Here is a 16,214-nt window from a genome sequence, read left to right as displayed (position 1 = left end):
TTAGTCTTCTAAGTTATATTGTTTTATTTTTCGGTACAGTGTTCTTTGCGAAATACCAAGTTCATCGGCGGCTTTATTTCTTCGGCCTTTGTGTTTGTCTAATGCTTTCACGATCAATTCTCTTTCGTTGTTTTGAAGCGATAAAGAATCGGGTTTTGTCTCTTCAATTTCAATATCTTCTACATCTTCATACTCCTCATTTTGATTAGAAATGATTGTCGAGTTTTGATTTCCATTTTCAAAAAACAGCAAAGAATTGGCATTTTGATTTTGAGCTTCTGGCGTGAAAACTCTGTTGATGAGATTTTTTTCCTGATTACTGAAATCGCTGTTTTCCCGGTTTTTTATGAGTTCCGAAGTTAAGGATTTTAAATCATTAAGGTCATTTCTCATGTCGAAGAGGATTTTGTACATAATGTCTCTCTCCGAATTAAATTCATTTGAAGAAATGCCGCTTCCTTTTTTAATAACCGCCGGAAGTTGCGACTGCATAGGAATATACTCACTTAATTTTGTAGAATTTACTGTTCTTTCCTGTTCAACCACTGTCATTTGTTCAACTAAATTTCGCAGCTGACGAATATTTCCGGGGAAAGGATAATTTTCTAAATAATTCACTGCATCCTGGGTAAGAACCAATTCGGGCATTCTGTATTTTTCAGCGAAATCAATTGCAAATTTTCTGAAAAGCAAGTGAATATCACCTTTTCGATCTCTCAAAGTCGGCATGTCGATCTGTACAGTGTTCAAACGGTAATATAGATCTTCCCGAAATCTTCCGTCATTGATCGCATTCAACATATTCACGTTTGTTGCTGCGACAATTCGCACGTTTGTTTTTTGAATTTGAGAAGAACCTACTTTCATAAACTCGCCGCTTTCTAAAACACGAAGCAAACGAACCTGCGTTTGTACGGGCAATTCTCCCACTTCATCTAAAAATATAGTTCCGCCATCTGCAACCTCAAAATACCCTTTTCTGGTAGAAGTTGCACCCGTAAATGCGCCTTTTTCATGTCCGAAAAGTTCTGAATCAATTGTTCCTTCTGGGATTGCGCCACAGTTTACGACGATATATGGTTGATGTTTTCTACGGGATTCTGCGTGGATTATTTTAGGAATAAATTCTTTTCCAACGCCACTTTCGCCCATTACCAATACAGAAATATCGGTTGGTGCTACCTGAATTGCTTTTTGCAGCGCACGATTCAACACCGGAAAATTTCCGATAATCCCGAAGCGTGTTTTTATAGATTGTAAGTCTGTCATTTTGTTTTATTTATAGATTAGTAAGAATAAAATTTACAGTTCTTCAATTTGCGTTCTGTAAACTTTGTTGAAATGATGGGTGTAACCGTCTGTCATGTTTTTACCCTCGTCATAGCTTTTTAAGGCTAACTTTTTTAAATCTAAATAATCCTTATTTCTAATCTTAGCAACTTTGCTTTTATAATATATATTTTCAGCAAAATTGTTATACTTACTTTGTTTTTCGAAATTTTCTAAAGCTTTGTCATATTTTCCCAGTTCAAAATAGGTTACGCCAAGCTGGTAATAATCGTAGAAACCAACATTGTGGTCTTCCTTCAGCAATTGTTTTTCAAATATAGAAATTGCTTTTTCTTTTTGTCCTAAAGCCGAATAGCAAATTGCTTTTGCAATATGTAATTCGTAATCGCCATTTGCAGAATAACCAAGATAACCACTTGGATAAATTTTTTCTAAAGCTTCAATATCGGAAATTGCTTCTTTGTAATCGCGCAGAAATTGAAATTTGCACCAACCGCGATATCCGAGATGCGCTTTTGGATCTAATTGAACTGCTTTGTCAATGAGCTTTTTCCATGTGACGAAATCTCCTCTTTTCAAATACGGAACTGATTTTTCCATATAAGCATCGGCGAAAGTTGGGCATAACGCAATTGCTTTATCAAAATTTTCCTGCGACTTTCTGGAGCCTTGAGCACCGGAATTGTTATAAATTTCGCACGCTTTTTTACAGTTTTCTCCTTCGATTGCGTTGCAGTTGACCTGCGACTGCAAATTAGTGTAGATAACCAGTATGAAAAGGCTAAGGAAGTATTTCGGAAACTTTTCCATTCTCAATTTTAAAGGTTAAGTATTGGTAATAATCTAATTTTCTCCCTTCATATTCTTTGGGAATCCAACCGTCTAGTTTTTCAGTGAATTTTAAAAGCTGATCACCGAACTTTTTGTCAAAAGCAAATTTCTGATAGTTTTCATTCATCTGCTGAACCCTAAACAATCCAGTTTTTCCCTCGCAATTAACGATGAAACGAATAGTAATGTAACCATTTTCCGTACGATCATCTTGTAATTTAAGTGCTGCTAATTTTCTTTCTATTTCAATTTTTTCGCCTTTATACAGAAAACCTTTTAAGTCATTGTAATATTGAAAGGTAAAATCATCTGACAAACATCTTTTAAAGTCAGAACCATCAGTGTCTTGATTAAAAGCAATGTCTCCAACGTTTGCTGCATATTTGGATAGAGCATTTTTCTCTGACTGACAATTTGCAAGTAGAGGAATCATGAATAAGATGAGCAGTAAATTTCTCATTAATAATTTAAAGATTTTGGCAGCATTAGAATAAAATTTAATGAATTATTAAAATTTAAGTTTTCGTATTCTAATCCTAATTTTCTAATATTTTGGTAGTAAATCTGATGATTTTGATAATACATTTTCTCACTCTGTAAAAACCAGGCTTTCGCACCTAACTTCTGTGCAATAAACCATTTCTCTAGAAGTCGCGCTAATCTCCCGTTGCCATCATTCATCGGATGAATTTTGACAAAAACCAGATGGAGTAGCGATGCATAAAAAAAAACTTCTTCGATCTCTAAATTTTCTGTGAGCAAAACATTTAATTCTATGAAAAATTGATTCATTTCGCGCTCTACTTCAAAAGGAGAAGTTGCAACATATTCAATTTGTCCATTGTCTGTTAAAACATACATTTTCGTTTTTCGGTAAATTCCCTGAAGATGTGGTTTTAAAATATTTTCGGTTAAAATCTGGTGTGCTTTCAGAAGATTTTCTTCACTCAATATATTCTTTTTGGCAAAATCATAAGCATTGTAAAGGTCATCGATTTTTTTGGTGTAATCGGGCTTAAATTCAATCCCCAGATTTTTATGTTTGATGTAACTGTCCAGATCAACTTCTTCTCCCTCAATTTTACTTGAGTAAACTGAAGAAACGGACGTGTAAAAACTGAAATTCTCTGTCGAAATTTCTGCATCTTTTAAATTTTCAAATCCTCTTAATTGATCTCCTGCTTCCGGAAAATATTCTGGAAAAAGTTCAGTTTTTATGGATTTAAAATTGATCATTCGAAATTTTCTATAAAAAATACTTTTGTTTTTCGCTCTCACTGCAGCCCGACTTGAACGGATCCCGATGTAAAATCGGGAGGGAGTGGAAGGCGGAAAAGTCTGCCTCAAAAAACCTTAAACAGTTTTCCCTAAAAGCGTTCCCTGTGTGTTTCCGTGAACAAAAACAGTCACAATGTCGCCTAATTTCTGACCTTCTAATTTATCGAAAACACAAACTGCATTCTGGGAATTTCTTCCTTTCCACTGATTTTCGTTTTTTCTGGAGGTTCCTTCTATTAAAACTTCGTGATTTCTACCAACATAACCTTGCATCCTTTTTCGGGAAAGTTCACCTTGTAAAGCGATCACTTCTGCTAATCTTCGCTGTTTTACATCGGCAGGAATATCGTCTTCCATTTTTTTATGAGCCGGCGTTCCCGGTCGTTCAGAATAGGAGAACATGTAGCCGTAATCGTATTCAACTTCGCGCATTAAGCTTAAAGTTTGCTGGTGATCTTCTTCCGTTTCACCACAGAAACCGATGATCATATCTTGCGAAAATGAAATTTCGGGAACAATTTCTTTTCCTTTTTTAATTAAATCTAAATATTCCTGTCTTGTATGTTGACGGTTCATTTTTACCAGCATTGCATCACTTCCACTTTGTACCGGAAGATGCACATAATTGCAAATATTTTCGTGTTTTGCAATCATGCGGAAAACTTCTTCAGTCATTTCGTGCGGATTATTCGTAGAAAAACGAATTCGCATTTTTGGAACTGCAACAGCGACCATATCAAGAAGTTGAGAAAAAGTAATAGCGGTAAGTCGCTGCATTTCGGTAGCGTTTTTGAAATCTTTTTTCGGGCCGCCTCCATACCAAAGATAAGAATCTACGTTTTGACCCAGAAGCGTAATTTCTTTGTAGCCACTTTCCCATAAGTTTTTACACTCTTCAATAATTGAATGCGGATCGCGACTTCTCTCGCGACCACGCGTAAATGGAACTACGCAAAAAGTACACATATTATCGCAACCACGGGTGATCGTAACGAAGGCAGTAACACCGTTTCCGCCTAAACGAACCGGATTAATATCTGCATACGTTTCCTCTTTTGAAAGAATCACGTTGATGGCGTCTCTTCCGTCGTCAGTTTCTTTTAATAAATTGGGTAAATCTCTGTAAGCATCGGGACCAACTACCAAATCTACGAGTTGCTCTTCCTCTAAAAATTTAGTTTTCAAACGTTCCGCCATGCAACCTAAAACACCAACGGTTAAGCTTGGTTTGTCTTTCTTTAAATTTTTGAATTGAGAAAGTCGCATTCTCACCGTTTGTTCAGCTTTTTCCCGGATTGAGCACGTGTTGAGCAAAATTAAATCTGCTTCTTCTACATTTTGGGTAGTGTTGTAACCTTGCTCATTTAAGATAGAAGCAACGATCTCAGAATCTGAAAAGTTCATTTGACAACCGTAACTTTCCAAAAAAAGTTTCTTGGAGTTATCTGGTCTTTCAGCGGTTGCGATTGCTTCGCCTTGTTTGTTTTCGTCTATATATTTCTCTTGCACGTCGATAAGTTTTAGATTTTGAATTTTAGATTTTAAATTCAAAATGGGAGTGCAAATATATGAATTTCTGTGACAGAATGGCAGAGTTGTATTGTTTTCTTCTTATAAAGATAAAAGCTAATTCCGTTAATTTTTCAAGAAAAAATTAGAATTATTCTTGATCTGTAGTCGCGTTCAAAGTTAACCGATATCTGTAATCCACTGGTTTTCCATTGACAGTTGCAGATTTCCACATCTTTTTTGTACTTTGAATTCCGTAAACGATTCGTTTGTCAAATTCGATCATAGAAGATGATTTGAGCATTACAATATTTTCAATTTTTCCTTCTTTGGTAATAATAAATTCAGCAATGATATTGAATCGATCATTCCAGTCAAAACCTCTAACATCAATTCGGTTTACAATTCCTTTTCTAAATTCTGCGACGCCATTATTTTTGTAATTTCCGTAAGAAGGGAAAGAAAATTTCGGAAGATATCCATCCTGATAATTTTCAAAAAGATCTGCGGGAAAAATTATAAATGTCGCAACCGCAGCTTTTGGGACGCCGTCAACAGTTGCAGCATTCCAGTTTTTCTGAGACTTCGCAACTTCTCTCGCGAGTGTATAAGCACATTTATTTTTCGCAATATTTTGTTCATTGTGGTCTTTTACAAAACTCACTGATTTATCTTCATTGATCAGCAATTTAAGCTGATAAAACTCGTCTTTATTTGAGCAAGGTTCTAAATTTTTCTCAACGATAATATCGTGAAAATCTTTGTAATATGCTTCGTAACCGCCAATATATGGAACCTGATAATTAGGAAAATACTCCAGTATTTGAGCAGAGATCATTAAAGGGAAAAAGAAAATTAGAAAATAAATTTTTTTCATAAATAGGGAATTTCAAATTATATATTGAAAAAACTTAACGGAAGGGTAAATCTAAAATAATTTTTTTTTGATGGACTTTTGGATGTAAATTCTTTAAAATCAGTTGCTTTATGTTTTGCCTTTTTCAAGGTGTTGCTGTTATAAATAGCAAGTAGAAAGCTGAAACTTTCATGTTTGTTGGTTCAAGTTTGAAATTTTTAATTTAAAAACTTCGTGAAAATCTTTTTAGATCTTTTTCATCAATTTTAATAAAACCTTAATCTTTCATCAAACTGATCGGCATTCTAAACCTGTATTTAACTGGTATTCCATGAACTTTTGCGGGTATCCATTTCTTCTTGAGGGATTGAATGGATGAGATAACCATCTCATCGTATTCTTTAAGTCCAGATGTATTTTCCAGATTTACATTAACTATTTCGCCTTCTTCATTGACAAGGAATCGAACAATTAATGTTGCTTTTCCCGAACCTTTCACGTAAAAACCGGAAGTATCAATTTTTTTAGATACTTCATTTCTGAAACCATTTATTCCGCCTTCAAAAACAGGAAGTTCTGTAAATTTTTCTGGAGTGTAACCTTCTTTAAAATTTTCAAAAAAAGCGTCTGGGAAAATATAATAATGAGCGACTGCAGCTTTTAACTCTCCATTAATTTTTGCGGCGATAAAACCATTCATGTTTTTTAGAACTTCTTTGGTAAGTTCTTCACTGCATTTGCTGATCTGTTCCGGGAAATTTTCTGATTCGTAAAGTGATGCAGTTTCATCTTCATTTACTAAAATTAACGCACGAAAAAGTTCTTTTTTATTCTCGCAAGGTTTCATGTTTTTCGCAATTAAAATTTTCTGAAAATCTTTGTAGAACATTTCGTCGCCACCTAAGTAACTATGTTGATTAGCAGGGAACACTGCGAATTTCTGCCCATTAACGAAAATATTTAGAAATAATAGAATGTAAAGAAACCTCATCAATTTTTTTCTAAATATAAAAAAACTTTGTAGATTTTACAAAGTTTTAATTTTATGAGTATTAAATATCAAAATTGTCTGTTCGGAAATTTATTTTCTGCCTGATTTTAGATTCTATGGGAACTCCGTCGCAAGTAGCAGGCGTAAATTTTGGATTCATTTTCCGCAAAGCCAGTTCCAGATCGCGTTTCAATAAATTGCTGTTTTGTACTTCTGGATTAAGCTTAAAGCTTTGCATATTTCCGGATTTATTGATGGTGATGATCAATTCAAAAGTTCCATTAACCGAATAAAAGCTGTTATCAAGATCACTTTTCATATTGAGAAAAAGTTTTTGCTTGAAAGCATTTTCGCCCCCGGGAAATTGTGCATAAATTGCATTATAACATTTTAAACGATAGAATTCCAGCGGGTTGTTTAAATCGTAGGAAACCGTTTGTCTGCCGACTTCTTTCGTGTTGTCAGAAATGTCGTTGTCTTCAACTAAATATTGAGCATTGCTATAAGTAAAGGCAAAAATTAAAAATAGAAAGATCTTTTTCATTGTACAGAATTTTCAATAAAGTTACTCAATTTTGATTTAAAAAGAAAGCGTTGCAGGCGTTTTTAATCGCCATGATCAAAATGATCAGTAATGAAATTTACACTTAAAATGTATCGGGATTCTACAGGCTGATCATTTTGCAAAGCCGGTTTCCACTTGGTTTTTATTTTCTTCATCGCAAACATCATATCATCAATGAACATGTTACTATTTTTAACTTTGGGAACAATGTTGAGATCTTTAATTTTCCCATTAACATCGATATTAAATGTAAAATAAAATGTTCCGTTCACGGCATATTTTCGCAAATCGATGTAACCGTTTACCATTTTATGAAATTCTGCGCGAAAATCTTCTTCACCGCCGGGAAACTTAGCTTTTTCGGTGTAAATCATTTTGGGTTGTTCCGTTTTATTTTCTGTTTGACCGAATGCAAAAGAAGAAATAATAAGAAATAAAAGGCAAAATTTTCTGATCATTTTACAAGACTTCAATTTGGTTTCTCAACAGATCTTCAAACTCATCGCGTGTTCTTATCAAATGCGCTTTTCCGTCGATAAACAGAACTTCTGCAGGTTTCAATCTTGAGTTAAAGTTTGAACTCATCTCATAGCCATAAGCTCCCGCGTTCCGAAATACCAAAATATCGCCTTCATGCACTTCATTTAATTTTCTGTCCCACGCGAAAGTGTCGGTTTCACAGATGTTTCCCACAACCGTGTAAATTCTTTCGTTACCTTTTGGGTTTGAAAGATTTTCGATAATATGATAAGAATCGTAAAACATCGGTCGGATCATATGATTAAAACCCGAATTAATTCCGGCGAAAGTTGTGGCAGTCGTGTGTTTGATGACATTTGTTTTTACAAGAAGATGACCGCTTTTACTTACTAAAAACTTACCCGGTTCAAACCAGAGTTCAAACTTTTTCCGGGAAATTTTAGAAAATTCTGCAACGGCTTTCTCCACTTTTTTACCCAAAACTTTCACATCGGTTTCCAGATCGCCTTCCTGGTAAGGGACTTTGAAACCACTTCCCATGTCCAGATATTTTAAATTCGGAAATTTTTCTGCCAGTTCAAACATGATATCTAAACCCTGCAGAAAAACATCGGGATCTTTAATTTCGCTTCCCGTATGCATGTGAAGTCCTTCAACATTGATGTTGGTTGAATTCATCACGCGTTCGATGTGACGAAGCTGGTGAATAGAAATTCCGAATTTAGAATCGATATGACCGGTTGAGATCTTATAATTTCCGCCAGCAAAAATGTGGGGATTAATTCTGACAAAAATCGGATAAGAATTTCCGTACTTGTTTCCAAACTGTTCCAGGATCGAAATGTTGTCAATATTGATGTGAACTTTTAAAGACATTGCTTCTTCAATTTCGGCCAGATCAACGCAATTTGGCGTGAAAAGTATCCTTTTTGATTCGAAACCTGCTTTAATTCCCAGTTTTACTTCATTAATGGAAACGCAATCTAAACTTCCACCCAGTCGGTTCACAAATTTTAAAATATTGATGTTGGAAAGTGCTTTACACGCATAAAAAAAACGGGTGCTTTTATGAAATGAAGAAGTTAGTTTTTCGTACTGCGTTTTAATCGATTCAGCATCGTAAACGTAAGTTGGCGTGCCAAATTGGTGGGCAATTTTCAGTAAATCTTTATCGGTCATCTTATTATTTGTTTTAAAATTAAAAAAAGCACACTCGGAAAGAGCATGCTTGATTGTTGATTATCTAAGATTACAGCTCTTAATCCACGAAATTATCCTCAGAGAAAAACTTTTTTCCCTTAGAAGCAACTTGTTTTATAGATTTTGAGATGATCATATTTTTATTTTCTCTTCGAAATTTTTTTCAAAAGTAATTTTTTTTATTTAATTCTGCGTGATTTATTTTGACGGCAGTGGAATTATTTCAAAATCACTTCTTAAAAGAGCGAGTTGTAAATCGTTCTGCAGATCGGGTGGAAAAGAGTTGAGATCGATCTTTAATTTTGAAAGTTTCTCCCACGAATTGATCTGCGTATGAAGTTCGTGAAAACCAAAGGCGGTCAACTTTCCTTTTTGAAAGATCAAAAACGATTTTTCACCGAGCGTTCTTCCATCAGAAAGCCAGAGTTCATTTCTGCCTTTTAAATTGATTGTGTTTTTAAATTCTTCAAGATCCTCAAACTGTGATCGGGTTTTAATGAAACTCACCGCTTTTAATCCCTGGGTAAAAGATTTAAACCGAAGCAAAGGTTGTTCTTCTTTGATATTGCTGATCCGCTCTGCAAAATATTTTCCGTTTTTATGATACAGTCCGAACTGAAGGTTGTCGCGTTTCTGCAAACCTTTTGTCTTGATGATGAGTTTCGCCAGAATGTCGTTCCCGGTCAGATCATAATGAATTTGCGCCACATCATCCTGAATCTGTTTCCAGCGCTTGGATTTTGAGTTGAAAAGAATTTTTGAAAATTTGCTTAAATCATCCACAAAATCAAAGAAAATAATTTTTCCTTCAGCATTCTGAAAATAAATAATTCCTCTCTCAAAAGGCAGGTCCTGCGTGAGTTGTTTTATCTTATTCAGATACGTATTCGCATTGAGTTCTTCATGATGTTGCTGAATGATCTCGGAATCTTTGTCCTTGAACATCAGTAATTTAAAAAGTTCCAAAGTGGCTCTTGCATCTCCGGAAGCTCTGTGCTGATCAACTAAAGGAATTCCCAGTGATTTTACGAGTTTCCCCAGAGAAAAACTTTCCGCCTCGGGAATAAGCTTCTTCGCCAAAGGAATTGTATCTATCGTGTTGATCTTAAATTCATAACCCAGTCTTTTGAATTCCTGTCGCAACATTCGGTAATCGAATTCAATATTATGACCGACCAGAGTGGTGTTTTCGGTTATTTCTACAACTCTTTTAGCAATTTCGTGAAAATGAGGTGCAGACCGCACCATTCTCTGAGAAATGTTCGTTAATTTCTGAACAAAAGGAGTGATCTCACTTTCTGGGTTGACCAAAGTAATAAACTGATCTACAATTTCATGACCATCATACTTATATATCGCGATCTCAATGATACTTTCTTTCCTGAAACCTGCTCCGTTGCTTTCTATATCTACTACTGAATACATTTTTTCTTTTTCTATCTAACCATCTTCATCTGCACAAAAGATAATGTGCAATTATTTTCTTCCGCCCAAACCAAACATTCCCAATACAAATTTTGCGCCCTCTCTTGCCAATGTGGTGGTGAAGGTCCTTCCTGCGCTCGATTTCATGACACTTTCGAAAACGCCGGGTTCTTCTTTTACCGCTTTAGTTTTTACCGTTGGTGCAGCATTTTGAACTGCCTGCTCCATTCTGCTCGTCAACATTTCGTAGGCAGAATCTTTATTCATCGGTTGTTCATATTTCGCAACCATTGCAGAACGACTTGTTAAGTCTTCAACTTCGGCGTCTGTTAAAATATCCATTCTTGATTCCGGCGAAATTAAATAGGTATGAACCAAAGGTGTTGGAATTCCTTTTTCGTCCAAAGCCGTGATAAACGCTTCTCCAATTCCCATATTTTGAATCAGTTCGCTGGCTTTATAATATTCTGTGGTCGGATAATTTTCTACAGCTTTCGAAATTTCTTTTTTGTCTTTTGCGGTGAATCCACGAAGAGCGTGCTGGATTTTCAAACCTAATTGAGATAAGACATTTTCCGGAACATCGCCCGGAATTTGAGTGATAAAATAAATTCCGACTCCTTTGGAACGGATCAGTTTTACCATGGTTTCAATTTGATTTAATAAAGTTTTGCTGGCTTCATTAAAAATTAAGTGCGCTTCATCAATAAACAAAACCAATTTCGGTTTTCCGGAATCTCCTTCTTCAGGGAAAGTCATATAAATTTCAGCGAACAACGAAAGCATAAAAGTCGAAAACAATTGTGGTTTGCTTTGAATATTAGCAACTCTCAAAATATTTACAACGCCTTTTCCGTCTCTTTGTTTCAATAAATCGGTAACGTCAAAACTTGGTTCTCCAAAAAATTGTGAGGCTCCCTGTTGTTCAAGTGCAACGATTGAGCGAAGAATTGCGCCTAAAGAAGCGGGAGAAATTGAACCATAATTGTTGGATAAATCAGCTTTACCCTGCGCGTTATCGGTTACATATTGCAAAACTTTTTTCAAATCATCTAAATCGATCAACGGCAAACCTTTGTCATCGCAATATTTAAAAACGATGGACATGATGCTTTGCTGCGTGTCATTCAGATCTAAAATTTTAGACAGTAAAAGAGGACCAAATTCGGTGACAGTTGCTCTTAATTTTACGCCTTTTTCTCCGGAAATCGACATCAATTCTACGGGGAAAGGTTGTGGTGCGTAAGGTAATTTTGTTTTGGCGTATCTCTCTGTAATAATTGCATTTTCTGAGCCTGGTTCTGCAATTCCGGAGAAATCTCCTTTAATGTCGAGAACCAGAGACGGAATTCCTTTGTGTGATAATTGTTCGGCAAAAACCTGTAGCGTTTTCGTTTTCCCGGTTCCTGTCGCACCGGCAATTAATCCGTGTCGGTTGATGGTTTTCAGGGGAATTGTTACGTCAACTTCTGTTACAACTTCTCCGTCAAGCATTCCTTTACCTAAAGTAATGAAGTCGCCTTTCGGTGCATATTTCGTAGAAAGTTCCTCGATGAATTTCGCTTTATCTGCCATGTTGAAAATGATTTAAGGCGTTAAAGATAAATAATATTGAACTATTATTAATTTTATGACCAAAATAATTTTTAAATAAAATGATGAAAGTCATTTTCAATTAAGATAAAAAAGTCTTAATTTTGAAATATCAAATGAAGGCCATTTTATCAATCATATTGTCCACAATTATTTTTACAGTCAGTTTTCAAAACTCGTTGTTTATGATTGATTATCAAATCAACCGAAATTTTTACGAGATTCACTGTATCAATAAAGCGAAACCTGAGATGAATTGTCACGGGAAATGTCAGATGCAGAAGGAAAGCGAGAAATCTTCGAATCCTTTTAATTTGGTAAAATATTCTTTTGAATTTAATATTCTGCCCTCAAAACCTGCAGAATTTTCTTTTAAGATCAATGAGCCTTTAGCTTTTGATTCTACAACTTATACGTATCAAGATCGGAATATTTCTGAGATTTTTCTCGATATTCTGCCGAATCCGCCCCAAATTTAACTTGACTTTTTTGCAGTATTTCTTCATTTTCTTTCTGAAATTGAAGTGATGCTTTGATCTTTTTTACAAAGATTGAGAACCTATTTTCAAGTTATAATTTAAAATAAATACAATGAAATTTTCATTCAAAACTATACTTGCCTTTTTGGCAATGGCTTTCCTTATCGTGTCATGCAGAACTTCAGATAGCGACGAACCACTTACTACAACCAATCCAAATACCGAAATTGAAGGACTGACAAAAATTAAAGAAATTACGAACGATACTCATGTTATCGAACTTTATTCAAAATCGGGATCAACTAATTTGGGATACAATGATCTTAAATTAAGGATCAAAAATAAAGCAACGAATCAGTACGAAAAAAATGCTTCAGTTTCCTGGAAACCGGTGATGCACATGACAATGATGTCTCATTCTTGCCCAAATTCGAACGTAGAAAAAGTGACAACTGATGGAACACTTTATTCCGGATATATCGTTTTCACGATGCCTGGAAATGCTACAGAATACTGGGATTTGAAAATTGATTATACGATTGCTGGAACTACATACACTGCAACAACTTTTATTAATGTTCCTGTTGAAGCCAAAAAAACAGTTAATTCATTTTTGGGAAGTGATAATGTGAAATATGTTGTTGCATACATCGATCCAAAATCTCCGAAAGTTGCCATCAATGATATGATAGTGGGCGTTTGGAAAATGCAGGATATGATGACTTTCCCTGTTGCAGATGGTTATACCGTGAAAGTGGATCCAAGAATGCCGGGAATGGGAAATCACAGTTCGCCCAATAATGTAAACCCAACACAAACTGCTGCGGGGAAATTATACAACGGAAAACTTTCTTTAACCATGACTGGATACTGGAAAGTTAATCTTCAGCTCGCCAAAGCCGACGGAACTGTTCTGGGTGGTGAAGAAATTACCAGCACCAATCTTACAAGCAGTTTATTTTTCGAACTCGATTTCTAATTTTTATTCAACTAAAATCAAAGCTATTTGAAAGTCTGATCTTGAATTAGCTTTGATTTTTTCTTTTTCAGTTGCAATTAATCTTTTATTGGAAGATTAATTCAACCTCAATATCTAAAATGCTTTACAATGAAACGAATTATCCTCGTGAGTTTTCTAATGCTTCTATTTTCGAATAGTAATGCACAGAAGATTTCAAAAGATTCTCTTCAATCCCAACATATTCAGGAAGTTATTGTGATCGGAACTTCCAAAATTTCGACCAAAGAAAATAAACCTTTAGGCTCAATCGATGAGTATTTGCAAAAATCTGCGAAAGTCGATATGATCAAACGTGGTGCTTATGCCTGGGAACCGCTCATCAACAGTATGCCGACCGAAAGAACTTTGGTGACCATCGACGGAATGAGAATTTTCGGAGCCTGCACCGACAAAATGGATCCGATCACTTCTTATATCGAAGTTTCTAATCTCAAGGAAGCAACCGTAAGTTCTGGTCAGGAAGGTTCCTGTCATGGAAATACGATTGGAGGAGCCATCGATTTGAAAAGAAATAAAATGATGTTTGGTCAAACAAAATGGAACTTTAATGTCAACAGCGGATTTGAAACCGTGAATAATCAAAAGATTTTTGGGTCCGGAACAAACTTTAAAACAGAAAAATTCTATACCGATGTTAATTTTATGATGCGTGATGCCGACAATTACAAAGCGGGAAATAATATCGAGATCCCTTATTCACAATTTAAAAAGATCAATGTTTCTGGAATTTCCGGCGTGAAATTGGGCGAAAATAAATTATTAGAAGCTTCAGTTATTTACGACAAAGCGAGTGATGTTGGTTATCCTGCTTTACCGATGGATGTTTCTTTGGCAGAAGCGTTGATCACTTCTTTGAAATTTCAAATGTTGCCCAAAAGTGATTATTTAAAAAGCTGGGAAACAAAAATTTATTTCAACACCATCATGCACAGAATGGATGACACCAAAAGACCAAACGTCCCAATTCACATGGATATGCCGGGTTGGAGTAAAACTTTTGGCTATTATTCTCACTTAAAAGCTGATCTAAATAACCATCATTTTTTGCTTAATATTAATGGATTTTACAATAAATCGCGTGCAGAAATGACCATGTATCCTGCAGATCGATCTGAAAAATTAATGTTCATGTTAACCTGGCCCGATGTGAGAACCCTTGCGCAGGGAGTTTATCTGGAAGATCAAATTAATTTTAATCAAAATTCCAGTTTAAAATTATCGGCTTCTTTAACGATGCATCAAAATAAAGTCGATAGTGAATTTGGCTTAAACAGTTTACAGATTTTTTATCCTGAAATGAAGGCGGAAAAGTCCAGAATTTTAAAAAGTTTTGCCGCTAATTATGAATTTAATAAAAATGCATTTCAGGCTGGATTTGGTTTGGGATATGGCGATAGAGCGCCATCCGTTTCTGAAGGTTATGGATTTTATTTATTCAACAGTTTCGAAAAGTATGATTACATCGGAAATCCTTATTTGAAAAACGAATCGTCCTTAGAGGCAAACGCTTTTGTGGGAATGAAAAAAGAAAAATTTAACGCGAAGATTTCTTCTTCTTATTTTCATATCTCTGACTATATCGTGGGGAAAATTCTCGATAATCTCGTTCCCATGACCATTGGTGCAAATGGCGTGAAAAGTTATACCGCTTTGGATTATGCCACGATTTTTAATGTAAGTTTATCAACGGAATTACAAATTGCTGAACCTCTAAAATGGAGTACACAATTTGTTTACACGCGCGGAAAAGACCATCAGAACGGGAATCTTCCTTTTATGAGTCCTTTTAGTTATCAAACTTCTTTAAAATTTGAGAAAAATAAATTCTCTTCCGATCTGTCTGTTTTAGGAAATTCAAAACATCAGGATTTTGCCGCAATATATGGCGAGTCTGTAACTCCCGACTATTTTATCATGAATGCGAGTGCAGGTTATCTCTTCAATGTGAACAGCAGTAAAATTCTCGCAAGAGTTGGTGTTGAAAATCTTTTCGACCGCTTTTACACGACTTATTCTGACTGGAATAAAATTCCGAGACCGGGCAGGAATTTCTATTTGAATTTGAATTTTAACTGGTAATCAAGCGTTGAGGTTAATGTGAAATGGTAGTATTCGAAAGAAATACTCCAGTAAATTTTCAGTAAATTTGTGTAATACTTAAATAGATAATCATGAACAGAAAAAATATTCTAAACAAAATCATTCAGGAACAGAATAAGGTGATCGCTAGTCTGCAACAATCTGTAGATCAGTACAAAACCGCTTCAGATATGGATGAAGAAAGCACGCACGATTCAGAAGATTTTACCAATCAATCCATTGCAAAAGATATGCAGTTGCGGTTTGAAAAAATGATGACCGAAGCAGTTCAAAATCTCAATTTTCTTGAAAAGGAAATAGAGATCATTCATACAGAAATCGAGAACGGAAGTTTAATAGAGACTGACAAAAACTTCTTGTTCATTGGGATTTCTGTACCTGTTTTCTCAATGGAAGATAAAGAAGTTCTTTCATTCTCTGAAAAAGCACCTGTTTTCTTAGAGATCAAAGGCAAAAACGTTGGTGATTCTGTGAAAATTGGTGATGATACCTTGAAAATCGTAGCGATAAATTAATTTCAAAAAAGAGTTGTGGTTATGTGACTTCGATCACGTTCATACTCCATTTAAAGGGCTAATTTTGCCATAAATAAAGAG

16 protein-coding genes are annotated in these 16,214 nt (G+C 35.2%); 4 read left to right on the top strand and 12 right to left on the bottom strand.

Going from position 1 to position 16,214, the window contains the following annotated elements; all coding sequences use genetic code 11:
• The 12 genes from IV494_RS10475 to IV494_RS10420 all read right to left on the bottom strand — a co-directional run bounded on the left by IV494_RS10475 (window position 1) and on the right by IV494_RS10420 (window position 12,000).
• Window positions 1-1,269: a sigma-54 interaction domain-containing protein gene (locus IV494_RS10475; protein ID WP_196080085.1), complete on the bottom strand. Its 1,269-nt coding sequence runs from the start codon at window positions 1,267-1,269 to the stop codon at window positions 1-3.
• Between the two features lie 33 nt (window positions 1,270-1,302).
• Window positions 1,303-2,100, bottom strand: coding sequence for a tetratricopeptide repeat protein (locus IV494_RS10470; protein WP_196080084.1), 798 nt, complete (start codon window positions 2,098-2,100; stop codon window positions 1,303-1,305).
• On the bottom strand, window positions 2,072-2,581 hold the full coding sequence (locus IV494_RS10465) for a hypothetical protein (RefSeq protein ID WP_196080083.1): 510 nt from the start codon (window positions 2,579-2,581) through the stop codon (window positions 2,072-2,074). Before IV494_RS10465 ends, IV494_RS10470 begins: the two co-directional genes overlap by 29 nt.
• On the bottom strand, window positions 2,581-3,357 hold the full coding sequence (locus IV494_RS10460) for a Fic family protein (protein ID WP_196080082.1): 777 nt from the start codon (window positions 3,355-3,357) through the stop codon (window positions 2,581-2,583). Before IV494_RS10460 ends, IV494_RS10465 begins: the two co-directional genes overlap by 1 nt.
• Before the next feature lie 117 nt (window positions 3,358-3,474).
• The gene (gene miaB / locus IV494_RS10455) at window positions 3,475-4,908 is read right to left on the bottom strand and encodes a tRNA (N6-isopentenyl adenosine(37)-C2)-methylthiotransferase MiaB (protein WP_196080081.1); all 1,434 of its coding nucleotides are present in this window, start codon (window positions 4,906-4,908) and stop codon (window positions 3,475-3,477) included.
• Window positions 4,909-5,059: 151 nt separating this feature from the next.
• The gene (locus IV494_RS10450) at window positions 5,060-5,785 is read right to left on the bottom strand and encodes an energy transducer TonB (RefSeq protein ID WP_196080080.1); all 726 of its coding nucleotides are present in this window, start codon (window positions 5,783-5,785) and stop codon (window positions 5,060-5,062) included.
• A gap of 256 nt (window positions 5,786-6,041) precedes the next feature.
• Complete coding sequence (locus tag IV494_RS10445) at window positions 6,042-6,755, bottom strand: energy transducer TonB (protein WP_196080079.1); 714 nt, start codon at window positions 6,753-6,755, stop codon at window positions 6,042-6,044.
• Window positions 6,756-6,816: 61 nt separating this feature from the next.
• Window positions 6,817-7,299 carry an energy transducer TonB gene (locus IV494_RS10440; protein WP_196080078.1) on the bottom strand — a complete coding sequence of 161 codons (483 nt, stop codon included), beginning with the start codon at window positions 7,297-7,299 and terminating at the stop codon, window positions 6,817-6,819.
• A 62-nt stretch (window positions 7,300-7,361) separates the two neighbouring features.
• Window positions 7,362-7,778 carry an energy transducer TonB gene (locus IV494_RS10435; RefSeq protein WP_196080077.1) on the bottom strand — a complete coding sequence of 139 codons (417 nt, stop codon included), beginning with the start codon at window positions 7,776-7,778 and terminating at the stop codon, window positions 7,362-7,364.
• A gap of 1 nt (window position 7,779) precedes the next feature.
• Window positions 7,780-8,979 carry a diaminopimelate decarboxylase gene (lysA, locus tag IV494_RS10430; RefSeq protein ID WP_196080076.1) on the bottom strand — a complete coding sequence of 400 codons (1,200 nt, stop codon included), beginning with the start codon at window positions 8,977-8,979 and terminating at the stop codon, window positions 7,780-7,782.
• Between the two features lie 219 nt (window positions 8,980-9,198).
• Entirely contained in the window at window positions 9,199-10,425 is a 1,227-nt protein-coding gene (locus IV494_RS10425) for a 3'-5' exonuclease (protein ID WP_196080075.1), read from the bottom strand.
• A 51-nt stretch (window positions 10,426-10,476) separates the two neighbouring features.
• Entirely contained in the window at window positions 10,477-12,000 is a 1,524-nt protein-coding gene (locus tag IV494_RS10420) for a helicase HerA-like domain-containing protein (RefSeq protein WP_196080074.1), read from the bottom strand.
• A 203-nt stretch (window positions 12,001-12,203) separates the two neighbouring features.
• Here IV494_RS10420 and IV494_RS10415 point away from each other — a divergent pair, with 203 nt between their 5' ends.
• From IV494_RS10415 to IV494_RS10400, 4 genes are all read left to right on the top strand, one after another.
• Window positions 12,204-12,497: a hypothetical protein gene (locus IV494_RS10415; RefSeq protein WP_196080073.1), complete on the top strand. Its 294-nt coding sequence runs from the start codon at window positions 12,204-12,206 to the stop codon at window positions 12,495-12,497.
• Window positions 12,498-12,609: 112 nt separating this feature from the next.
• Window positions 12,610-13,476 (top strand): hypothetical protein, encoded by an 867-nt coding sequence (locus IV494_RS10410; RefSeq protein ID WP_196080072.1) that lies wholly within the window; start codon window positions 12,610-12,612, stop codon window positions 13,474-13,476.
• Between the two features lie 129 nt (window positions 13,477-13,605).
• Window positions 13,606-15,597: a TonB-dependent receptor plug domain-containing protein gene (locus tag IV494_RS10405; RefSeq protein ID WP_196080071.1), complete on the top strand. Its 1,992-nt coding sequence runs from the start codon at window positions 13,606-13,608 to the stop codon at window positions 15,595-15,597.
• 92 nt (window positions 15,598-15,689) lie between these two features.
• Complete coding sequence (locus IV494_RS10400; protein ID WP_196080070.1) at window positions 15,690-16,133, top strand: hypothetical protein; 444 nt, start codon at window positions 15,690-15,692, stop codon at window positions 16,131-16,133.
• Window positions 16,134-16,214 lie beyond the last annotated feature (81 nt).

Source organism: Kaistella gelatinilytica, from assembly GCF_015679325.1.
Lineage (GTDB): Bacteria > Bacteroidota > Bacteroidia > Flavobacteriales > Weeksellaceae > Kaistella > Kaistella gelatinilytica.
Note: the sequence above shows the minus strand (reverse complement) of the source record. Positions and strands in the feature narration are given on the sequence as shown.